This is a genomic window from Serratia sp. NA_13 (genome assembly GCF_052691735.1).
Genome location: NZ_JBQZFV010000008.1, coordinates 105,792 through 127,399 on the forward strand (window position 1 = coordinate 105,792; position 21,608 = coordinate 127,399).

16 protein-coding genes and 4 pseudogenes are annotated in these 21,608 nt (G+C 56.6%); 2 read left to right on the forward strand and 18 right to left on the reverse strand.

The features are described from left to right. Positions 1–9: 9 nt before the first annotated feature. Positions 10–468, forward strand: a complete 459-nt coding sequence (locus ACUTSU_RS13240) for an inhibitor of vertebrate lysozyme family protein (RefSeq protein WP_445651861.1) — start codon at positions 10–12, stop codon at positions 466–468. Positions 469–510: 42 nt separating this feature from the next. Here ACUTSU_RS13240 and gutQ read toward each other — a convergent pair whose 3' ends face one another. The 12 genes and pseudogenes from gutQ to ACUTSU_RS13300 form a co-directional block, all read right to left on the reverse strand. Continuing rightward, positions 511–1,482, reverse strand: a complete 972-nt coding sequence (gutQ, locus tag ACUTSU_RS13245; protein WP_445651860.1) for an arabinose-5-phosphate isomerase GutQ — start codon at positions 1,480–1,482, stop codon at positions 511–513. Beyond that, positions 1,475–2,248: a glucitol operon DNA-binding transcriptional repressor SrlR gene (gene srlR, locus ACUTSU_RS13250; RefSeq protein ID WP_445651859.1), complete on the reverse strand. Its 774-nt coding sequence runs from the start codon at positions 2,246–2,248 to the stop codon at positions 1,475–1,477. Before srlR ends, gutQ begins: the two co-directional genes overlap by 8 nt. A gap of 91 nt (positions 2,249–2,339) precedes the next feature. Next, a pseudogene (locus ACUTSU_RS13255) lies at positions 2,340–2,615 on the reverse strand (transcriptional regulator GutM); the annotation flags it as partial. Next, positions 2,589–2,773: pseudogene (locus ACUTSU_RS13260) on the reverse strand (hypothetical protein); the annotation flags it as partial. The pseudogenes ACUTSU_RS13255 and ACUTSU_RS13260, both read right to left, overlap by 27 nt. A gap of 88 nt (positions 2,774–2,861) precedes the next feature. Next, a complete protein-coding gene (locus ACUTSU_RS13265) occupies positions 2,862–3,548 on the reverse strand; it encodes a GntR family transcriptional regulator (protein WP_017893653.1) in 687 nt (228 codons plus the stop codon). Positions 3,549–3,891: 343 nt separating this feature from the next. Next, a pseudogene (locus ACUTSU_RS13270) lies at positions 3,892–4,278 on the reverse strand (hypothetical protein); the annotation flags it as partial. Between the two features lie 57 nt (positions 4,279–4,335). After that, entirely contained in the window at positions 4,336–5,625 is a 1,290-nt protein-coding gene (locus ACUTSU_RS13275; RefSeq protein WP_445651858.1) for an MFS transporter, read from the reverse strand. 119 nt (positions 5,626–5,744) lie between these two features. Next, the gene (locus ACUTSU_RS13280; protein WP_445651880.1) at positions 5,745–6,761 is read right to left on the reverse strand and encodes a Zn-dependent oxidoreductase; all 1,017 of its coding nucleotides are present in this window, start codon (positions 6,759–6,761) and stop codon (positions 5,745–5,747) included. A 14-nt stretch (positions 6,762–6,775) separates the two neighbouring features. Next, a complete protein-coding gene (gene manD / locus ACUTSU_RS13285) occupies positions 6,776–7,990 on the reverse strand; it encodes a D-mannonate dehydratase ManD (RefSeq protein WP_445651857.1) in 1,215 nt (404 codons plus the stop codon). Positions 7,991–8,170: 180 nt separating this feature from the next. Next, positions 8,171–9,088 (reverse strand): lipid kinase YegS, encoded by a 918-nt coding sequence (yegS, locus tag ACUTSU_RS13290; protein WP_445654276.1) that lies wholly within the window; start codon positions 9,086–9,088, stop codon positions 8,171–8,173. A gap of 489 nt (positions 9,089–9,577) precedes the next feature. Then, positions 9,578–10,930 carry a prephenate-dependent tRNA uridine(34) hydroxylase TrhP gene (gene trhP / locus ACUTSU_RS13295; protein ID WP_261093149.1) on the reverse strand — a complete coding sequence of 451 codons (1,353 nt, stop codon included), beginning with the start codon at positions 10,928–10,930 and terminating at the stop codon, positions 9,578–9,580. A gap of 178 nt (positions 10,931–11,108) precedes the next feature. After that, positions 11,109–11,447, reverse strand: coding sequence for a YegP family protein (locus ACUTSU_RS13300; protein ID WP_037417767.1), 339 nt, complete (start codon positions 11,445–11,447; stop codon positions 11,109–11,111). 181 nt (positions 11,448–11,628) lie between these two features. On the opposite strand from ACUTSU_RS13300, the pseudogene ACUTSU_RS13305 reads away from it, so the two are divergent. Continuing rightward, positions 11,629–11,859, forward strand: a pseudogene (locus ACUTSU_RS13305) (PIN domain-containing protein); the annotation flags it as partial. Here the strand turns inward: ACUTSU_RS13305 and baeR are convergent. From baeR to ACUTSU_RS13335, 6 genes are read right to left on the reverse strand one after another with little or no spacing between them, the layout of a single operon-like run. Next, the gene (gene baeR, locus ACUTSU_RS13310; RefSeq protein ID WP_041418654.1) at positions 11,856–12,572 is read right to left on the reverse strand and encodes a two-component system response regulator BaeR; all 717 of its coding nucleotides are present in this window, start codon (positions 12,570–12,572) and stop codon (positions 11,856–11,858) included. The pseudogene ACUTSU_RS13305 and the gene baeR sit on opposite strands and share 4 nt — an antisense overlap. Further along, positions 12,572–13,954, reverse strand: coding sequence for a two-component system sensor histidine kinase BaeS (baeS, locus tag ACUTSU_RS13315; RefSeq protein WP_445651854.1), 1,383 nt, complete (start codon positions 13,952–13,954; stop codon positions 12,572–12,574). Before baeS ends, baeR begins: the two co-directional genes overlap by 1 nt. After that, entirely contained in the window at positions 13,951–14,145 is a 195-nt protein-coding gene (locus ACUTSU_RS13320) for a hypothetical protein (RefSeq protein ID WP_445651881.1), read from the reverse strand. Before ACUTSU_RS13320 ends, baeS begins: the two co-directional genes overlap by 4 nt. A gap of 10 nt (positions 14,146–14,155) precedes the next feature. After that, a complete protein-coding gene (mdtC, locus tag ACUTSU_RS13325) occupies positions 14,156–17,236 on the reverse strand; it encodes a multidrug efflux RND transporter permease subunit MdtC (RefSeq protein WP_445654277.1) in 3,081 nt (1,026 codons plus the stop codon). Beyond that, on the reverse strand, positions 17,233–20,352 hold the full coding sequence (locus ACUTSU_RS13330) for an MdtB/MuxB family multidrug efflux RND transporter permease subunit (RefSeq protein ID WP_445654278.1): 3,120 nt from the start codon (positions 20,350–20,352) through the stop codon (positions 17,233–17,235). Before ACUTSU_RS13330 ends, mdtC begins: the two co-directional genes overlap by 4 nt. After that, positions 20,352–21,593, reverse strand: a complete 1,242-nt coding sequence (locus tag ACUTSU_RS13335; protein WP_445651851.1) for an MdtA/MuxA family multidrug efflux RND transporter periplasmic adaptor subunit — start codon at positions 21,591–21,593, stop codon at positions 20,352–20,354. Before ACUTSU_RS13335 ends, ACUTSU_RS13330 begins: the two co-directional genes overlap by 1 nt. Between the last annotated feature and the right edge of the window lie 15 nt (positions 21,594–21,608).

The following is a 21,608-nucleotide window of genomic DNA, read 5'->3' on the forward strand; positions in this document are numbered from 1 at the left end:
GAGAAGGCCATGACAGGAAAAAACGCACTTCGCGGCGCCATCTTCGGCGCATTGCTCAGCTTCAGCGTGGGTGGCTTTGCCCAGCAGATCGTCACTACCTCGGACGTGATCCAGCAGCCGGGTTATCAAACCAGTTGGCAGAACATGGTGAAGGGGCAGGCCCGCTTGCCTGGCTGGGCACGCAAAGGGGTGGGGACTTCAACCCCGGCGCAAAGCCTGAGCTGGAAAGGCCAAAATTATTTAGTGGGTAATCTGTGCAAGCCACACGACTGTGCCAACAACTTTATGATGGTGGCGTTTAAAGAAGACAAGTCGCAGGCCTGGGCAGTACGCGTCGAGGTGGCGAATAAGCCGGAAGCGATTGATCATCCGAAGAAATATGCCAAATACCAATGGCTGGGCAAGCCCGATGAGGATATGAAGGCGCTGCTGAAGCAACAGTTCGAGAATAATCCGGACTGGAAATAAGGCAGCCAGGGGCGCAGCGGTCTGCGCCCCTGAATACCACGCTCAGCCGATACCGGCCTGATGCAGGTCATGCAGGTTGATGGCACCCACCAACACCCCCTCCAGATTGACCACCGGCGCAGCGCTGATGTGCTGTTCGTGCAACGCTTCCAGTGCTTCTCCGGCGCGCCATTGTTCCGGTAAACGGTAGCCGGGGCGAGTGATCGCCGGGCTTAACGCATCCTGAAGGCTATTGCCCTTCACCAGCCAGCGGCGCAGGTCGCCATCAGTAAACACCCCCACCACTTTTTGCTGTGCGTCGCACACGGGCACCAGTCCCAGTCCGGTGCGGCTCAGTTCCAGCATCGCTTCCATAACGTTGGCGCTTTCACTGACCTGCGGCAGGCGATCGCCGGTGCGCATCAGGTGATGTACCCGGTTCAGCAGACGTGCACCCAGACTGCCGCCCGGATGCGAACGGGCAAAGTCTTCGGCGTTGAAACCGCGTTGACGCATCAGTGCCATCGCCAGTGCATCGCCCATCATCAGCGTATTGACCGCGCTGGAGGTTGGCGCCAGCCCCATCGGGCAAGCTTCACGTTCAACGCTGATGTCCAGCACGCAGGCTGTCGCCTGTGCCAGCGGTGACTCTTTGCCGCCGGTAATGGCGATCACCGGGATGTTATTTTCCGCCAGTAACGGCAGGATCAGATCCAGTTCTTTGGCACGGCCAGAGTAGGAGATAAACACCACCACGTCGTCGGCACCGATCATACCCAGATCGCCGTGCAGCGCTTCCGCCGGGTGCACGAAGAACGATGGCGTGCCGGTGCTGGCCAGCGAGGCAGCAATTTTTTTACCGATATGGCCGGATTTACCGATGCCGGAAATCACCGCCTTGCCGCGGCAGTTCAGCAGCAGTTCGCAGGCACAGACGAAGTTGTCGTCCAGCCGTGCTAGCAGGCGTTGTGCTTCGGCCAGCTCAATTTCCAGCGTTTCGCGGGCGAAGGCCAGCAGGGCGGCACTGTTACTCATCAGAATCTCCTACCAGAATGATATTAATGCCTTTCGCTTGCAGCGCGGCGAGATAATCCGGGTTGATTTTTTTATCGGTGATCAGCGTATCGACGGCGCTCAGGTCGCAAACTACATTGGGGCTTTTGCGGCCGAATTTTGACGAATCCACCAGCAGGATAATACGGCTGGCGGCTTCGCACATCGCCTTGCTGACGTTATGCACTTCGTTAAAGGTGGTGACACCGGCATTGAGATCCACGCCGTCAGCTCCGATAAACAACTTATCAAAGCTGAATTGCTGGAAAGCCGATTCGGCCAGGCTGCCGTGGAAGGATGCCGATTTTTTGCGGTAAGTGCCACCGGGCATCAGGATAGTCTGGTCGTTATCCAGCTCCACCAGTGCATTGACAATGTGCAGGCTGTTGGTCATTACCGTGATGTTATTGAACTGCGCCAGATGCGGGACCATTTGCAGTACCGTACTGCCGGTATCAAATATCAGCGAGTCACCGTCGTTGATAAGCCCAATGGCGGCGTAGGCGATCTGGCGTTTCTTTTCGGTATTAATGTGAGTTTTTCGGTCGATGGGCTGGTCGCTATCGTCGCGGCTGAGCACTACGCCGCCATAGGTGCGGATCACCTCGCCTTCGTCTTCCAGGAGGGTGAGGTCTTTACGAATGGTGGTGCCGGTGGTGGCGAAATGCGCCGCCAGGGCATCCACTGCCGTTTTGCCATGTCGCTGCAGATATTCAAGGATAGCGGCCTGTCGCTGCTTTGGTTTCATAGCCCGTCCTGTTCACAAGAGTTGAGCATTTCCCTTTAATGAATGATTCAAAATGAAAGGTAATATCTTTTAATATGAAAATATCATGATTTGGGGCAATCGCTAACGATAGTGCTGTCCTGCATGCGCGAACCTCGGGGAAGATCACATCTGGGCGTAGATCTCGCTGGTGCAAACCATGCAACCGGGCGATTGGCCGCGGTTGGGCAAAAATGGTCAGGCCGCGCATCAACATACTGCCGCAAACTCGCTGTTCAGTATCGCAGGCCAGTGCCAGCACCACCCGTGGCCGAAAGCGTCCGCCGGAACGTCCGACCCCGACGCTGCCCAATTGGCACAGGCCGTCGAAGGCCGGCCAGCCGGTCAGTTCGCTAAGCCGGTCGACGATCGACGGGCGGGTACCGGCAGTGATGTACACCACTTTTTCCCCGGCTCGATCGGTAACTGCAACGGGCCACCCCAGCCGCTATCTAAAAAGCGGTGATTGAAGCTGTAAAAACGATAGTAATGAAATCCTGATGGCAAGGAGAAACAATAGATGCGATTGAGAGGAAATGCCTTTTGTAAAGCCAAATAGCGGGGGGCGCTCGCCCCCTTGAAGGTCAGTGCTTGACTATTCGGCGTCGAACCACTCGGTATTCTGCAAAGAGATGGGGGTAATGGAGTAGATCATCTCTTGCAGGTGCTCATGGATGGCGCGCTCGGCGGCATCGGCATCCTGCGCCTTCAGCGCGGCAAAAATACGGTAATGCTGCTGCAGCAGGCTTTCCGGCGGCGACACTTCGCTCAGGCTGAGAAAACGCACCCGATCCATGGTGGCCTTGATGGTTTCTATGGTCTCCCAGGCCAGCGGGCATTCGGCAAACTGGGTGAGCAACTGGTGAAATTCATCGTCCAGCGCCAGGAATTCACGCGTCTGTTTGTTCTGCGCCGCCAGCTCTTGACGGTGCAAATTATGCTCCAGCGTCATCAGCTGTTCCTGGGTAATGCGCTCTGCCGCACGGCGCACAATTGCGCATTCTACCGCCTGACGGATAAAACGCCCGTCGGCTACCCGTTTGGCCGAAATCTTCATCACGAAAGTCCCGCGCTGCGGCAAGATCTGCACCAATCCGGCCTCCGCCAGCTTGATAAAGGCTTCGCGCACCGGTTGGCGCGAAACGCTAAAGCGGGTGGAGATCTCTTTCTCTGACAACAGCGTGCCGGGGGGAATGGTGCAGTCAACAATATCCTTACGCAGGAAACGGTAGATTTGCTGATTAACCGGGAGGCTATTGGTGAGATTGTAGGATTCAGACATGGTGACGATCGGTCATCTGGCTTGGATTTGGATGCCACCATACTAGCAGATTATCTTGCTGTCGCGGCGGATAATTCTTAATACGGTTAGGCGAACGCTGAGTGGACTCACTCAGCGTCAGACTGATGGCAAAGCTCATTTCTGCACAGAGCGAGTAGGGGGCGATAAATAAAAATCAGGAAAATTAATTTATTGATTTTCGGCTGATCACCACAAAGCAGGAAAAACCACGCTTTTTCCTGCTTTGCCAGTAACCTAACGCTGAGTGGATCCACTCAGCGTTTTATCCAGATCAAACTGGCAGTAGTCTGGCCACACTCTCTTTGGCACTCTGCGTCAACAGCGCCAGATGCCAACGAATGGCGTCCAGCATGCAGTCGCTGATCTGCGTATAGCCGACCAAATAACCCAGATAAGCGAGAAATGAATGGCTGCCGTTGAGCATCCGCAGCTTTATTTCTTCGTAGGGCAGCACGTCGCTGACCAGTTCCGTATACAACAAATTCTGCTGCCGCAGGTCGGCGATTTTTTTCTGGCCGTTGTGCATGTTGATGACGCTGTAACCCCAGTCGCTGGCGTGCTCGTTAGCCAGTTGTTCGGCATACACCGCCTGATGTGCGCGAAAAAACGCGCCAAAGCCAAGGTGCACGATGCGCGGTTTAATCTGTTCGCGAGCGTAATCCGGCTGAGCAACTGCCGCCGGCAGCACGCTGTTGCTGGAAAATGTCATGCTGGAATTCCTGAAAGTGGGGGCAGAAAACGGGGCGACGTCAGCCGCCCCGGATACCTAGGGTTTTGATATTTGCGGTTGCACGCTATTGCGCGGTGCTTTGATCACCAGCAGTACCAGCACTGCCCCGAGTGCGGCCACGCCACCCGCCAGTATAAAGGCGCTGTCGAACTTGCCGGTGTTTTGCACAATGTAGCCGGTGGCTACCGGGCCAATGATGCCGGAAACGCTGCCGACCAGATGGATAAAGCCGCTGGCGCCACCGACCCGGGATTTATGCACCACGTCCTGGATAATTGCCCAGTAAATCGCCCCGGTGATGTACAGGAAGAAGATCGATACCGACATCAGCATGACCGCAGGTACCACGCTGCTGACGGTACCCGCCAGTGCCACGCAGACAGCGGCCGCCAGCAGGCTGGTGACCAGCACAATCTTGCGCGACAGCAACAGCTTGCCGGTGATATTGAAAATCTTGTCGGAGATATAGCCACCGAGTGCCAACCCGACAAAGCCGACAATCCATGGGATCATGGTGGTGAGGCTCATTTCCTTGATGTTCAGGTTATGCGCCTGCACCAGGTACGACGGGAACCAGCTCAGGAAGAAGAACAGGATGTAGTTGTAGCAGAAGAAGGCGAATGCGGTGACCAGGATGATTGGCTGCTTCAGGTAGTAGCCCAGTCCGTGCGCGGCATTGTTCAGCTCTTCTTCGGCGCTGTGAGTCTCTTCCTTCATCTGGTTTATCAGCGCCAGTTCCTTATCGCTGACGCGTTTGCTTTTCGCCGGGTTATCCGCCACCACGAAGAACCACATCAGCATCCAGACGATGCCGATCGAGCAGATGATCATAAACGCCGGCCGCCAGCCGAACGCCAACGCCAGATAACCGACGATCGGCCCGGCCACGGCACCACCCAAAGGGGAACCGGCGCTGAGCAGGCCCATTGCGGTCGCCGCCTGTTTCTTCGGGAACCAGCCGTTGATCATTTTATTGGCGGAGGCGCAGATCGGCCCTTCGGCCATGCCGAACAGAACGCGCAGGATCAGCATGGAATAGAAGCCGGTGGCTAATGCCGTCATGCCGCAGAAGACGGACCACAGGCCGACGGCGATGCCGAGTACCAACGTCGGGCCGAATTTGTCTACCGCCAACCCACCGATAAAGTTAAAGATGGCGTAACCGAAGAAGAAGCTGCCAAAGATAATGCCGAACTGCTCGGCATTCAACATCAGATCCTTCTCGATCATCGGTACGGTAATCGACAGCGCGACGCGGTCGAGGTAGTTGATCATGTAAACCATAAACAGCAGGAATACGATGGTCCAACGCAGGTTTTTAAACATAAAAGCACTCCACTTGGTATAGGCTGTGTCCCGTCATTGTCCGTGGCGCAGCCTGGTTTAATCGCGATGCTTTGTTGTCTGCAGGGGCGGCCAGGCCACCCTATGCCCCGGTGAAAAAATTAACTAAATTGCAGTAATACCTTGCAGCAGGTGCGCTGATCTTTTTCGAATATCAGCATCGCCTGTTCAACCTCGTTGGCCGGTACGCAATGAGTAATGAGTTTCTGTGGGTCGATTTTCCCGCTGGCCATCCAATCGATAACCTGTGGGAAGCGTGCGCTGTTGAGGCGCGAAGAGAAAATTGACAGCTCTTTACTGGTGATGCTTTGTTGAGTAATGGTGCAGGCCTCGCCGGAGAACCCCATGATGCCGATGCGCGCTGCCGGAGACGCCAGATTGATCGCCTCTTGCAAAATGGCCGGATGACAGGCGGCGTCGACGATCAACGTCGGGCGGATGCCGCGCCGTTCCAGCTCGGCGGGCAATGACGCTTCGGCATTGTTGAACATCCAGTCAGCGCCGTTTTCCTGGGCCATCACCAGCCGCTCCCCGATGCGGTCTGTGACGAGCACCTGCTTCACGCCGTAGACGCCTTTCAGCGTTTGGATCACCGTCAGCCCCATTGGCCCGGCACCGTAGACCAGTGCAATATCATCGGCATTAGGCTGCAGATGAGCGGTGATATTGGCGGCAATGGTGAAGGGTTCAACCATGGCGGCGTGACGATCGCTGATGCTGTCCGGAATGCGGTAGGCGTTGCGCGCCGGGGCGCAGGCGTAGTCACTGAAACCGCCATCGCGATGTACACCGATCACTTGCAGCTCGGTGCAGACGTTGGGACGACCGATGGAACAAGGATAGCAATGGCCGCAACTGACGACCGGATCGACTGAAACGCGTTCGCCGAGCCGCTGCGGGCTGACATCGCTGCCCACCAGATCAATCACGCCAAAAAACTCGTGGCCGATCACTCGTGGGTAGCGGGCGAACGGGTTATGCCCATGGTAAATATGCACATCAGAACCACAGATACCGGCAAATTTAACCTTTACCCGTACTTCGTTGGCCGCCGGTTGTGGCAGAGGACGCTGCTGGATAGCCAGTAGGCCGGGCTGTTCAATGACCACGCTTTGCATGGCGCTTTCTCCTGTTACCAGTTCCATAGGGTGCCATCCTCGAGGCGTGCGACCGGTAGATAAGCCGGTTCGTACGGATAATGGGCGGCCAGTTTTTCGTCGAACTCAATGCCCAGCCCCGGTTTGTTGCCAGGGTGCATATAGCCGTCGTTAAAGCTCCAGCTATGTGGGAACACCTCGAGCATTTGTTCGGAGTAACCCATGTATTCCTGCACGCCGAAGTTCGGCACCCACAGATCAAAATGCAGCGCCGCAGCCATGCAGATTGGCGACAGATCGGATGGCCCGTGTGACCCGGTACGCACCTGATACAGCGAAGCAAAATCGGCGATACGGCGCATGCCGGTAATGCCACCAGCGTGGGTCAGGGTAGTGCGGATATAGTCGATCAGCTGTTCTTCAATCAGCTGTTTACAGTCCCAGATGCTATTGAACACTTCGCCGACGGCGATTGGCGTGACGGTGTGCTGGCGGATCAGGCGGAAACATTCCTGATTCTCTGCAGGCGTTGGGTCTTCCATCCAGAACAGACGGTACTGCTCAATGCTTTTACCGAAGCGAGCTGCCTCGATCGGCGTCAGCCGGTGGTGCATGTCGTGCAGCAAGTGCTCGTCAAAACCAAAGCGGTTGCGCACCGCTTCGAACAGTTTGGGGGTGAAATCGAGGTATTTTTCCGTTGACCACAACTGCTCTTCCGGCCAGCCACCCTTGGTGGCGGGCTCGTAAGCCAGCCCTTTGCCTTTGGCCATGCCGTAGGTGGTTTTCATGCCCGGTACGCCGCACTGGGCGCGAATGGCTTTAAAACCCAGTTCTTTATGCTTGGCATAGTCGTCGAGCACTTCGTCGATGGAGTGGCCAGTGGTGTGGCAGTAAACCATTACGCCGGTGCGCGATGCGCCGCCCAATAGCTGATACAGCGGCATGTTGGCCGCTTTGCCTTTGATGTCCCATAACGCCATGTCTACGGCGGAGATAGCCGACATGGTGACCGGGCCGCGCCGCCAGTAAGCGCCTTTATAGAAGAACTGCCAGATGTCTTCGATCTGGTGGCCATCACGACCAATCAACTGCGGGCAAACGTGATCTTTTAAATAGGAGGCTACCGGCAGCTCGCGGCCATTGAGGGTGGCATCGCCGATACCGGTAATCCCTTCGTCAGTGGTTAACTTCAGCGTGACAAAATTCCTGCCAGGGCAGGTCACAAAAACCTCTGCGTTGATAATCTTCATGCGTCTAATCCTGTTCCCACGGGTCATCATAATGAACGAAAAATACGCCATGAACTAACTACCATACAAGTATGATTAAATGGATTTGCCAGAGAAGATCACATTTTGTTGCGGAAAAGAAGGGGGAGAACTGAAGACCAACAGGGGCGCAGCACGCTGGCTGAGCCCAATATTAAGCGGTTATTGAGGAGACTGGGGTTGCCCAAGCAGCTCGCAGTTGGGGGGAAGACGGCATTCGATGGCGTTCGGCAGCACTTCAATGCGGAAATGCTTACCCTTAAGCGGTTCGCCGTCGAGATTAAAGGTCATTTCATGGGGCGCATCAATTTCCAGCCACGGCAGGGCGGCACCGATCACGTTTTTGTTTTCTTCATCATTAAACAGGCTGGCGATCAGTGCCGGTAACAGTTCGTCAGCGATCAGCAACCGCAGTTGCAGCAGGCCATCGTTGATCAGTGCATCCGGGCATAATTGCTGCCCGCCACCAGCCTGCTTGCCATTACCGATACCAATCACCAACGCGTCACCGGACCAATGGAAATCAGGACCGCGGATCTCGCAGCGATCGGCTTTGAGCGTGTCCATGAGCAGCAAGCCGTGGATAAAGTAGGAGACGCCGCCCAACGCAGCCTTCAATTTTTCCGGCGTTTCGGCGGTGATACGGGTGCCAAAACCGCCGGTTGCCATATTGATGAAATAGCGATGATCGTTAACTTTTGCCAGGTCTATCGAGACGGCACGGCCTTTCACCGCCAGCCGCAGTGCCTGTTCCGGCATCAGAGGGATATTGCAGGCCATGGCGAAGTCGTTGGCGGTACCCAATGGCAGAATGCCCAATACCGGCCGCCCTTTGGCCGGTAACGCGGCCAAGGCTGCAGCCACCTCATTGATGGTGCCATCGCCACCACCGGCAATCAGCGTGGCCACCCCAAGTTGACAGGCCTCCTGCACATAGCGCGCGGCGTCCTCCTGTTCCCAGGTGACGCGAACGTGCAGGGTTTGGTTCTCATCCCGCAATTTCTGTACCGCCAGGCGAACTTCTTCGTTGCCGGCGCTTTTGCCGTTGATGATAAGCAGCGCTGGTGCTGGTGGATGCATTCCCGATATCTCCCGGCTGTAAAACAGATAATAAGCAACGATAAACTACCCATCAGTGGCAATCCATCAGAATATTCAGTTAATTCTGGCTGGTTGCCTCCTGGCAGAGATTATTCCTGCAGAATTGACTTAATTTGAGATATGCGCAGTAGATAAGTTAGCGTTTATTGTTAATAGATTAATTAACTGCTGCAACATTGATTTTATATCGTCAGAGAATCGAGGGATTATTAAAAATAGATAACGTGACGATTTTTCGATGGGATCGCTATATTGGCGAGACTATAAGGAATAACGAGCTAAAACCAAAGAAAAAGCCAGTCCAAGGGAGATTGGACCGGCTAAGGAGGTGGTTCCTAGTATTGCTATGCAAATATTTTTCGTTCTTAGTTTTAAGCAGATTGATATTAACCAAGCTGCGCACTAATTGATGTGATCTGATTCTAATATTTGCCAAAAACCGCCATTTAAAGATAGCGGGCGGAATTTTTACGCCGCAGGACTATTGGTATCCGGCAAATTTCGGATCAGCAATGCGTAATTGAGATCGATATCTGACGGAATTGGCAAATAAACGATATGCCCGTTGCCCGGAGCCACGTCGATCGCTTCACCTTTCTTATTTTGCATGCTCTCCAGGGTAAACAAGACGTTACCGCCGGGAGTCATCATCTCGACACTGTCGCCGACCATGAACTTGTTTTTTACATCCACTTCTGCCCAACCATCACGGCGGACGCCGGTGAACTCACCGACAAACTGCTGGCGTTCAGACAGTGAGGAACCGTAATCGTAGTTTTGCTGAGCTTCATGCACATGGCGGCGCAGGAAACCTTCGGTGTAACCCCGGTGGGCCAGGCCTTCCAGCGTGGTGAGCAGGGTAGGATCGAATGGCTTGCCCGCGACGGCGTCGTCGATGGCGCGGCGATAGACTTGTGCGGTGCGCGCGCAGTAGTAGAAGGATTTGGTGCGGCCTTCGATTTTCAGCGAATGCACGCCGAGCTGAGTCAGGCGTTCCACATGCTGGATGGCACGTAAATCCTTCGAGTTCATGATGTAGGTGCCGTGTTCATCTTCAAAGGCGCTCATGTACTCATCCGGTTTTTGCGCTTCGGACAGCATAAACACTTTGTCGGTCGGTGCACCGATACCTAACGTCGGCTCAACGGTTTGTACCGGGATAGGTTCATGCATATGTACAATGTTACCTGTCTCGTCCTCTTTGCCTTCTTCCGCTTTGTACTGCCAGCGACAGGCGTTGGTGCAGGTGCCCTGATTAGGATCGCGCTTGTTGATATAACCGGATAACAGGCAACGGCCGGAATAGGCCATGCACAGGGCGCCGTGGACGAAGATTTCCAGCTCCATTTCCGGTACCTGAGAGCGGATCTCGGCGATCTCCTCCAGCGACAGTTCGCGCGACAGGATCACTCGCGTCAGCCCCATTTGCTGCCAGAATTTCACCGTCGCCCAGTTAACCGCGTTCGCCTGTACCGACAAGTGAATGTCCATCTGCGGGAAGGCTTCGCGCACCATCATGATCAGGCCGGGATCGGACATGATCAACGCGTCTGGGCCCATGTCGATCACCGGTTTAAGATCGCGCAGGAAGGTTTTCAGCTTGGCGTTGTGCGGGGCGATATTCACCACCACGTAGAATCTTTTGCCCAGCGCATGGGCTTCGTTAATCCCCTGCGCCAGATTCTCGTGATTGAATTCGTTATTGCGCACCCGCAGGCTGTAACGCGGTTGGCCAGCATAAACGGCGTCTGCACCATAGGCAAAGGCGTAACGCATGTTTTTCAGCGTACCCGCCGGGGAGAGGAGTTCCGGTGTAAACATAATGAGTCTCGGTCTGATTTCAGGTCAGTACCGCACCACCAAATGGCGCAGTAAAAGCGGGGGATTGTAGCGGCAGAGCGGCAAGAAATCAGCAGGTAACCGGATTTATTAAAGGGAGATTGATCCTGGTCATAAGAAAAACGCGCGATGGCGACCATCGCGCGTCGCTCAGATGATGTTATGCACTCAAATCGCGCACGTCGGTATTCGGGCCGTTTTTGATTACTGACTGAATGCCGTTTTTTGCAGCAGTTTCAGAGCTGTACATTTCGCTGACGCCGATCACCTGATGGTTTTTGGCCTTCAGCACAAAGTAAGGCTGATTGCTGGTGCTGTGCTTGAGTTCATATTGCGCTTCGTGGGGGGAATTGGTTTGCACCGAGGCAATGCCATTCTCCGCCGAGGCCTTGCTGGCGTACATCTCACTGGCCAGAATGATTTCGCCATTACTGGCTTTCAGGTTGAAGTGGTACTGTCCATTCTTTGCTTTTTTCAGTTCATAGTGACCGATTGCCATGGTTCCTCTCCTGTGGGTTCCGATAAGTGATGTAAGTGTAGCCAATAGCTTGAAATTGGGCGGCTAATAAACCTGACTTGCGCACAGTAGTGCAAAAAAAAGGCGATTTTTTTTGCGCTAGCGTTGAGTTTTAGCCAGCGGATAGTGCTGTAGCACGACAAGCTAATGGCGGATTGCGATGCTGAAGGCGACGGTTAAGGCATTCCTTGATTCCGTGACGGTCTATGCCTGGGACAGCGAAGCCGCGCATTGCTATGGCGCTATGCGGGCGGAGGTGACGGAAAACGGACGGGTGATGGGGGCTTTGGATCAGCTTATTGCCGCACACGCTCAGAGCCGTGGTGCGACAATAATCACTAACGATAAGGCGTTCGCCATGGTGCCGGGCCTGGCAGTAGAAGACTGGACTTAAAGCCCATTCACCAGCCGACAGGGCTCAGCTTCCCAGCGATAGCCCACGCCGTACACTGAACGGATAAAGGATTTTTCGCCGTCGATCAGCTCCAGTTTGCGCCGCAGGTTTTTGATATGACTGTCGATGGTACGATCGGTGACAACCCGGTAGTCGTCATACAGGTTATTCAGCAGTTGCTCACGTGAGAACACGTTGCCTGGCTGGCTGGCCAGTGTTTTCAGCAGGCGAAACTCGGCCGGAGTGAGATCCAGCATTTGGCCCTGATAGCTGGCCTGAAAGCGCGGTTCATCAATGTGAAGTTGGGTTTCTTCCTGCGTATTGTCCAACGGGCGGTAGCAACGACGCAGAATGGTTTTCACCCTGGCGACCACTTCACGTGGGCTGTAAGGCTTGCAGATGTAATCATCTGCGCCGATCTCCAACCCCAGCAGGCGATCGATCTCCTCGATTTTCGCCGTCACCATCACCACCGGAATATCGGTAAAACGACGCAGTTCACGGCAGACCGTTAACCCGTCGCTGCCCGGCAGCATCAGATCCAGCAAGATCAAGGCAGGGGAATGAGCATGTACCGCCGGCACCACCTCACTGCCATTGGTCAGCCAGTGCGTGGCGTATCCCGCAGCTTGCAGGTAGTCCACCAACAGTTGGCCGAGCTTGGGTTCATCTTCAACAATCATAATTTGCAACGGCTGGTTCTGGGTTTCCATCATGACGCCTTATTCATTACCGGGGTGGCGAATTCTACCGTAATCCGCACGCCGCCCAAAGGCGAGTGCTGTGCGTAGATCTTTCCGTTGTGTGCTTCCACTATGTTTTGACAGATCGATAGCCCCAGTCCGGAGCCGCCGCTGGCGCGATTACGCGATCCTTCGGTACGGTAGAAGCGCTCAAAAATGAGTGCCAGTTGCTCGTCATTGACGCCCGGCGCGCTGTCCTGCCAATAAATGAGCAGGCGGCCCGGCAACGATTCTGCGCCGATCTCCAGCTTACCCTCGGCGTCGGTATAACGCAGGCTGTTTTCCAGCAGGTTGTTAAACAGCTGATTAAGCCGGTCGGGGTCGCCAAACAGCGGCGCCTGTTCTGGTAGCCGGGTCACGATTTCCAACCCCTTGGCGTGGAACCGGTCGCGGAAACTGGCGACCGCAATTTGTAGCAGGTGCACACAGTCGACCGGTGATTTACGGTAGGCGAGCGCGCCGAGATCTGATAACGAAAGCTGGTGTAGGTCATCGACCAGCTTGGTCAGGGTGGCGACTTCCGCCAGCAGTGAGCTGAGTGAGGCCGGGGTAGGTTGGCGCACGCCATCTTGCAAGGCTTCGAGTTCGCCGCGCAACACCGCCAGTGGGGTGCGTAATTCGTGCGAGACGTCGGCCATCACGGCGCGCCGCATCTGTTCATTTTTTTCCAGCGAGGTGGCAAGCTGGTTAAAGTCCAGCGCCAGTCGCCCCAGTTCATCCTGGCTACTGACCGCCACGCGGGTGCTGAAATCCCCCGCAGCCAGCCGATGGGTTCCCGCTACCAGGCGTTTGACCGGCGCCAGTAAGCCGCGCGACATCAGCCAGGTCACCGCCGCAGCCAACAGGGTAGAGAGGGCGACAATCATCCAACTGGTGCGTCTTTGCTGTTGGTCGAAGTTGATGTCGGTATTGCGCGTCAGCCTCTCTACCGGGGTGGTGAGCACCCAGCCGACAATTTCATTGTTGTAGCGGATGGGATGACGCGGGCCTTCCTTTGGCAACGGGCCTGAATGGCCCACCAGCCGGTTAAACTGGCTGTCTACCACCCAGAACTGGGTACGCCAGCCCTTGGGCGGCAGATTGTGGCTGCTATCGCTGTTTTGTTCGAACGAGCGCATGATCTGGTAAACCACCTGATCGTTATTACGCAGAAAGACCCAGTTGCCGTGGTGGCTGTACTGCTCTTCCAGCGCTTCACCCAGCATGTTGATGCGCTGTTCGTTACTGTTCTTGATGTAGTCGATAAAACCCCGCTCGAAGCTGACACGCACACCCCAGTGCATGGTGATTAACACCAGCATGCAGGTGGCGAAAATCGCCATGAACAGTTTACCGGTAATGCCTATTTTCATTGCAACCTCGTGGAGCCTGTGTCCGGCTCTTTGGTCAGCGTGCGGTTAGTGGTGGTATCGGCCGGGACGCGGGCGAAGGCCAACGCAGGCAGGGCGGTATTGACGATGGCGGTGTCCAGCGTCTGCATAAAAAAGCCGAATGCCACAATCCAGAGTTGCCACTGTACCGAGGTGGTGTGTTTTATCAGCATCAATTAGCCATTATTGGGGCAAAGGAGCCAGCTTCTTGCCGCGACGGAACTTCATCTGCAGCCGGTCAAAATACAGGTAAACCACCGGGGTGGTGTAGAGCGTCAGCAGTTGGCTGACGAGCAGCCCACCCACTATGGTGATGCCGAGCGGTTGACGTAACTCCGCGCCGTCGCCGTGGGTCAACACCAGGGGCAGTGCGCCAAAAAGCGCCGCCAGCGTGGTCATCATTATCGGCCTGAAACGCAGCAGGCAAGCCTGGAAAATGGCGTCCCGCGCGCTGATACCCCCGTTGCGTTGTGCATCCAGGGCAAAATCGACCATCATGATGGCGTTCTTCTTCACTATACCGATCAGCAGCATAATGCCAATCAACGCAATCAGGCTGAACGGCGCGCCGAACAGCTCCAGCGCCAGCAGTGCACCGACACCGGCAGAGGGCAGGGTGGACAGGATGGTCAGCGGGTGAATATAGCTTTCATAGAGGATGCCTAGCACGATATACACCGTGGCGATGGCGGCGGCGATCAGCAGCAACTGGGATTTCAGCGTTTCCTGGAATACTTGAGCGGTACCGGCAAAGGCGCCTCGTACCGTGGCCGGAACACCGAGCGCCGTCATGCTGCGTTCTACGGCGGCGGTGGCGTCAGACAGGCTGCCGCCATCGGGCAGGTTAAACGAGATGGTCGAGGCGGCCGACAACCCCTGGTGGTTGACCGACAGCGGTGCATTGGCCGGTCTCCAACTGGCGAAGTAGGACAGCGGGATCGCCTTGCCGTCCTTGTTGATCACGAACATCTTGTCCAGTGAACTGACGTCCTGGGTATAGGGTGGCGCGACTTCCATGACCACCTTGTACTGATTGAGCGGCTGGTAGATGGTCGAAATCTGGCGCTGGCCGAAGGCGTTATTGAGCAGGTTATTGGCGTCTGAAACCGAAATCCCCAGCCGGGCCATGGTCTCGCGATCGTAAACCAGATCCATTTCCGAGCCTTTGTCCTGCTGATCGGAGTTGACGTCGGCCAGCTCCGGCAAGGCGGCCAGCGCAGTGCGGATTTTCGGTTCCCACTGGCGGAGTGCGGAGAGGTCATCAGCCAGTAGTGTGTATTGGTAGCTGGCATTAGCCTGCCGGCCACCGACGCGGATATCCTGCACCGCCATCAGGAACAGGTTGGCACCCGGCTCTTTGGCCAATTTGGCGCGCAGGCGGGCGATCACTTTCTGCGCGTCATCACTGCGCACCGACAGGGGTTTCAACGAGATAAACATCGAGCCGCTGTTGGTGCGTGAGCCGCCGGTGAAACCGGTGACGTTTTCCACGTCCGGATCTTCACGCACGATTTTCATGAAATCTTCCAGCTTAACGCGCATCGCCTGGAAGGAAATGCTCTGATCGGCCTGGATAAAGCCCAGCAGCCGGCCGGTATCCTGTTCGGGGAAAAAAGTTTTTGGAATACTGACGTACAGCCACACGTTGAGCGCGATGGTAGCCAGAAACACTGCCAGCACCCAGCGCGAGTGGCCAAGCACCCAGCTTAGTGAACGGGCATAACCCTTTTGCAACGCCAACAGCATTTTACCGAAGCCGCGAATGCGCCGCTGCGAGCGTGGCGGCTGGTGGCGCAGCAGGTAGGCGCACATCATCGGCGTCAGCGTCAGCGAGATAATCAGCGACAGCCCGATCGACACCGACAGGGTGACGGCAAATTCGCGGAACAGGCGGCCGGGCAGGCCTTCCATCAGCAGCAGCGGAATAAACACCGCCACCAGCGACACGCTCATCGACAGCACGGTGAAGCCCACTTCACGCACCCCGACCAGCGCCGCATTAATGGGCTTCATGCCGGCCTCGATGTGGCGAGAAATATTCTCCAGCACCACGATAGCGTCGTCGACCACGAAGCCGGTAGCAATGGTCAGCGCCATCAGCGACAGGTTATTGAGACTAAAGCCGCACAGATACATGGCGGTGAAGGAGCCGATCAGCGACACCGGAACCGCTACCGCCGGGATCAGCGTTGCGCGGCCGGAACGCAGGAAGATGAATACCACCAGGATCACCAGCCCGATGGCAATCACCAGCGATTGCTCCACCTCGGCCAGTGAGGCGCGGATGGTTGGTGAGCGATCCTGGGCGATATTCAATTGGATCGACGCCGGGATATTGTCTTGCAGCGCGGGCAGTTCGGCGCGGATGCGATCGACGGTTTCAATGATATTGGCGTCCGGCGTCCGGCTGATGGCCAGAATAATCGCCGGTTTGGCATTGGTCATCCCGGCGTTGCGCACATCCTGTACCGAGTCGTTGACTTCGGCCACGTCGCTCAGGCGCACCGCCGAGCCGTTGTTGTAGTGAATAATCAACGGCCGATAGGCATTGGCGGTTTTCAATTCGTCGTTGGCCTGGAGCTGCCAGCGCTGCTGCTGATTTTCTACCGCGCCTTGTGGCCTGCGCACGTTGGCATTGCTGATGGTCTGGCGTACGGCATCTAGTGATATGCCCTGATTGAACAGGGCGCTTGGGTTGAGTTCGATCCGCACCGCAGGCAGTGAGCTACCGCCAACCGAGACGTCGCCCACCCCTTCGGTCTGGGCGATTTTCTGTGCCAATTGGGTAGAGGCAAAATCGTAAAGCTGGCCCTGGCTGTAGGTATCCGAGGTTAGCGTCAGGATCATGATCGGCGCATCGGACGGGTTAACCTTACGGTAGCTGGGGCGGCTTGGCATACCGGAGGGTAACAGACTTTGTGCAGCGTTAATTGCCGCCTGCACGTCACGTGCGGCACCGTTGATATCACGATCGAGATCAAACTGCATAATCACTCTGGTGCTGCCCAGCGAACTCATCGAGGTCATCTCATTGACCCCGGCAATCCGGCCCAGAGCCCGTTCCAGTGGCGTCGCCACCGACGAGGCCATGGTCTCTGGGGCAGCCCCCGGCAGTGAAGCGCTGATTGAAATCACCGGATAGTCGACCTGCGGCAACGGCGAGACCGGCAGCAGGCTGAAGCCGATCACGCCGCTGATGGTGATGGCCAATGTCAGCAGCGTGGTGGCGACAGGCCGATAGATAAACAGGGCGAAGAATTTCACGGCAGCTCCTGCACATCCGGCTGGTGACGAGTGTTACGCGCCAGCTTGTCAAACAGCAGGTAGATAACCGGCGTGGTGAACAGTGTCAGGATCTGGCTCATCACCAGCCCGCCGACCATACAGACCCCGAGTGGGTGGCGTAGCTCCGCGCCGACGCCGGTGCTGAGCATCAGCGGCAGTGCGCCCAGCAACGCGGCCAACGTGGTCATCAGGATCGGTCTGAAACGTAGCAGGCAGGCCTGATAAATCGCATCATACGGCGTCATTCCCTGTTCCCGCTCGGCGGCCAGGGCAAAGTCGATCATCATGATGGCGTTTTTCTTCACGATGCCGATCAGCAGAATGATGCCGATAATGGCAATCACGTCCAGTTCGCTGCCGGCCATCATCAGCGCCAGCAGTGCGCCGACCCCGGCGGTGGGCAGGGTAGAGAGGATAGTTACCGGGTGAATAAAGCTCTCATACAGCACGCCCAACACGATATACATCGCCACGACCGCCGCCAGAATCAACCACAGGGTGCCGCCCAGCGCTGCCTGGAACGCCAGCGTTGCGCCCTGGAATTGGGTGGTGATGTCTTTCGGCAGATTGAGTTTTTTTTCCGCCAGGGTGATGGCATCGACCGCTTCACCGAGCGAATAATTGCCCGCGACGTTAAAGGAGATGGTGGCCGCCGGGAACTGATCCAGATGGTTAACCGACAGCGGCCCGAAGCGCTGTTCAATTTTGGCGATGGTGCTCAGTGGCACTATGGTGCCGTTGCTGCTGGTCAGGCGGATATCATTCAGCGCCGCCAGCCCTGGGGTGGTGCTGACGTCATGTTCCAGCACCACGCGGTACTGGTTGGCCTGGGTGTAAATGGTGGAGATCAACCGCTGACCGAAGGCGTTGTACAGCGCATTATCCACGTCGCTCATGCTGATGCCGAGGCGAGAGGCCGAATCGCGATCGACATTGACATAGGCCACCAGGCCCTGATCCTGCCAGTTGCTGGTCACGTCTGCCAACTGCGGCGTTTGTTTCAGTTCCGCCATCAACTGCGGTACCCACAGGCTAAGATCGTCCAGCGACATGGCCTGCAGGGTGAACTGGTACTGGGTGCGGCTGACCTGAGTATCGATAGTCAGATCCTGTACCGGCTGCAGATACAGCTTCACGCCGGGGAACTGGGTACTCATCTGTTGCAGACGGGTGATGATGACCGGAATGCGTTCGCTGCGTTCGCTTAGGGGCTTGAGGTTGATCTGCAGCCGGCCGCTGTTGAGCGTGGCGTTGGTGCCGTCGACGCCAACAAACGACGTCAGGCTTTCCACCGCCGGATCTTTAAGAATTTCTGTCGCCACCTGCTGTTGGCGTTCGGCCATATTGCTGAATGACACTGACTGCGGCGCTTCCAGCGTGCCCTGAATGATGCCGTTGTCCTGCACCGGGAAGAAGCCTTTCGGGATAAGCAGGTACAGCAAGATGGTGAGCAGCAGCGTGCTGAATGCCACGCCGAGCGTCAGCCACGGGTGGTTGAGCACCGTTTTCAGCCATTTGCCGTAGCGAGCGATAACCCGATCAAAGAAACGCTCGGAGGCAGCAGAGAAACGGTTCTGCTTGCGCAGCGATTCGTGGCTTAGCATGCGTGCGCACATCATTGGCGTCAGCGTCAGAGAAACTACGGCGGAAATCAAAATTGCCACCGCCAGCGTTACCGCAAATTCGCGGAACAGTCGGCCGACAATATCCCCCATAAACAGCAGCGGGATCAGCACTGCCACCAGTGAGAAGGTCAGTGAAATGATGGTGAAGCCGATTTCACCGGCCCCTTTCAACGCCGCATCGAGCGGTTTTTCCCCCTTTTCGATATAGCGTGAAATGTTCTCAATCACCACGATGGCGTCATCGACCACAAACCCGGTGGCGATGGTCAATGCCATCAGCGTCAGGTTGTTAATTGAGAAGCCCAGGAAGTACATGGCGGCAAAGGTACCGATCAACGATAGCGGTACCGCCACGCTCGGAATAATGGTGGCTGGCACGTTGCGCAGGAACACGTAAATCACCATCACCACCAGCGCCACCGCCAGCAACAGTTCGAACTGCACGTCGCTGACCGAGGCGCGGATGGTGGTGGTGCGATCGGTCAGTACCTTGACGTCGACCGATTTTGGCAGGCTCTTGATCAACTGGGGCAGCATCTCGCGGATACTGTCGGCGGTGGTGATCACGTTCACCCCCGGCTGGCGCTGGATGTTCAGCACAATGGCCGGCTGTTTGTTGGCCCAGGCCGCCAGCCGGGTATTTTCTGCGCCTTGCTCGATGGTGGCGATATCTTGCAGGCGGATCGCCGCGCCGTTCTGATAGGTGACAATCAGTTGGCGGTAATCGTCGGCGGACTTCATCTGGTCGTTGGCGGACAGCGTGACCGAACGCGTCGGGCCATCCAGGCTGCCTTTGGCGGAGTTGACGTTAGCGTTGCCGATGGCGGTGCGGATGGTTTCGCTGTCCAGGCCATAGGCGGCAACGGCCGCGGCATTGAGTTTCACGCGCACCGCCGGCCGCTGGCCACCGGAAATAGTGACCAGCCCGACGCCGGTGACCTGCGATATTTTCTGCGCGACACGGGTTTCCACCATGTCTTCCAACTGAGTCATCGGCATGGCGGATGAAGTCACGGCCAGTGTCAGTATCGGCGGATCGGCAGGGTTAACCTTGCTGTAAATTGGTGGGTAGGGCAGATCGCCTGGTAACAGGTTGGTGGCGGAGTTGATCGCCGCCTGCACTTCCTGTTCGGCGACGTCGAGCGGCAGCTCAAGCTGGAATTGCAGTGTCACAACCGAAGCGCCGCCGGAACTTTGCGATGCCATCTGTTTCAGGCCGGACATCTGACCAAACTGGCGTTCTAGCGGGGCGCTGATGGCCGAAGTGACCACGTCCGGGCTGGCACCGGGGTACAGCGTGACCACCTGAATGGTCGGATAGTCGACTTCCGGCAGGGCGGACACCGGCAGGGCGCGATAACCGATAATCCCCGCCAGCAGGATCGCCACCATCAACAGCGTGGTCGCGACCGGGCGCAGAATAAACAGGCGGGATGGGCCGCCGCCGGGGTTAGGTGGCATCACCTGCATCAGGATTTCCCCTGAGTACGCGATGGGTGACCGGATTGGGTCGCTGCCGGGTTTTTTTGCGGCGTGACGACCTCAACCTGCATGCCTTCGGTCAGACGATCGATACCGTCGGTCACCACCCGATCGCCGACGTTCAGGCCGGCGTTGATCACCACTTGCCGGTTGTCCTGCATGCCGGTGGTAACCAGGTGTTTGTTGACCTTGTTCTCTTCACTCAGGGTCCAGACGAAGTTGCCTTCGTTGCCCATTTGCAGTGCCGCGGTTGGGATGACCATAGCATCGTGCAGCGTCGCCACCTTCAGGCGTGTATTCACAAACTGGTTGGGAAATAGCGCATCGTCCTCATTGGTGAAACGCGCCTTGAGTTTGATGGTGCCAGTGGTGGTATCGATCTGGTTATCCAGGCTCAGCAACGAACCGGTTGCCAGTTGATTTTGGTTGGTGCGATCCCAGGCTTCGACGCTGACCGGGCCGGCTTTTTGCGCTTTGATCAAGTCGCTGATATTGGCTTCCGGCAGGGTAAACACCACATCGATAGGGTGAGTCTGGGTGATCACCACAATGCCGGTTGTGCTGCCGCTGGTGATGTAATTGCCGACATCCACCAGTTTCAGGCCGACGCGACCGTCGATCGGCGCGGTGATGCGGCTGTAGGTGATTTGCAGTCTGGCGCTGTCGACCGTGCCCTGATCGGCTTTGATCGCCCCCTCAGTCTGTTGCACTAATGACAATTGGGTATCCAGATCCTGGCGTGAAACCAGATTGGTTTTTGCCAGTTGCTGGTAACGCGCCAAATCGCGCCGGGCATTAGCGAGCGTGGCCTGGTCTTTAGCCAGTTGTCCCAACGCCTGAGTCAGCTGTACTTCAAACGGGCGCGGGTCGATTTCCACCAGCAAATCGCCGGCCTTGACCTGTTGGCCTTCAGTAAAATGGATAGCCATCAGTTGGCCATCGACCCGGCTGGTGACGGTCACGGTGTTGGCGGCGGTCGCGGTGCCCAGCCCGGAAAGATAGCGTGGCACCGTTTGCTGTGTGACGGTGGCTGCCTGTACCGGTGACATCGGTGCCCCGCGTCGGCCACCGGCAGCCTTGCCACTGGCTGCTTGGCGGGCACCCGGCGCGGCAGCCGCCGCCGGTTGCGGAGCGCTGAAGTGACGCCAAATCAGCACGGCGGCAATAGCCACAATAACCACCACCAGCAGGCGCAGTATCAGTGAACGACGTGGGTTTTTTGCATTCATGGTGGCGAAAATCTC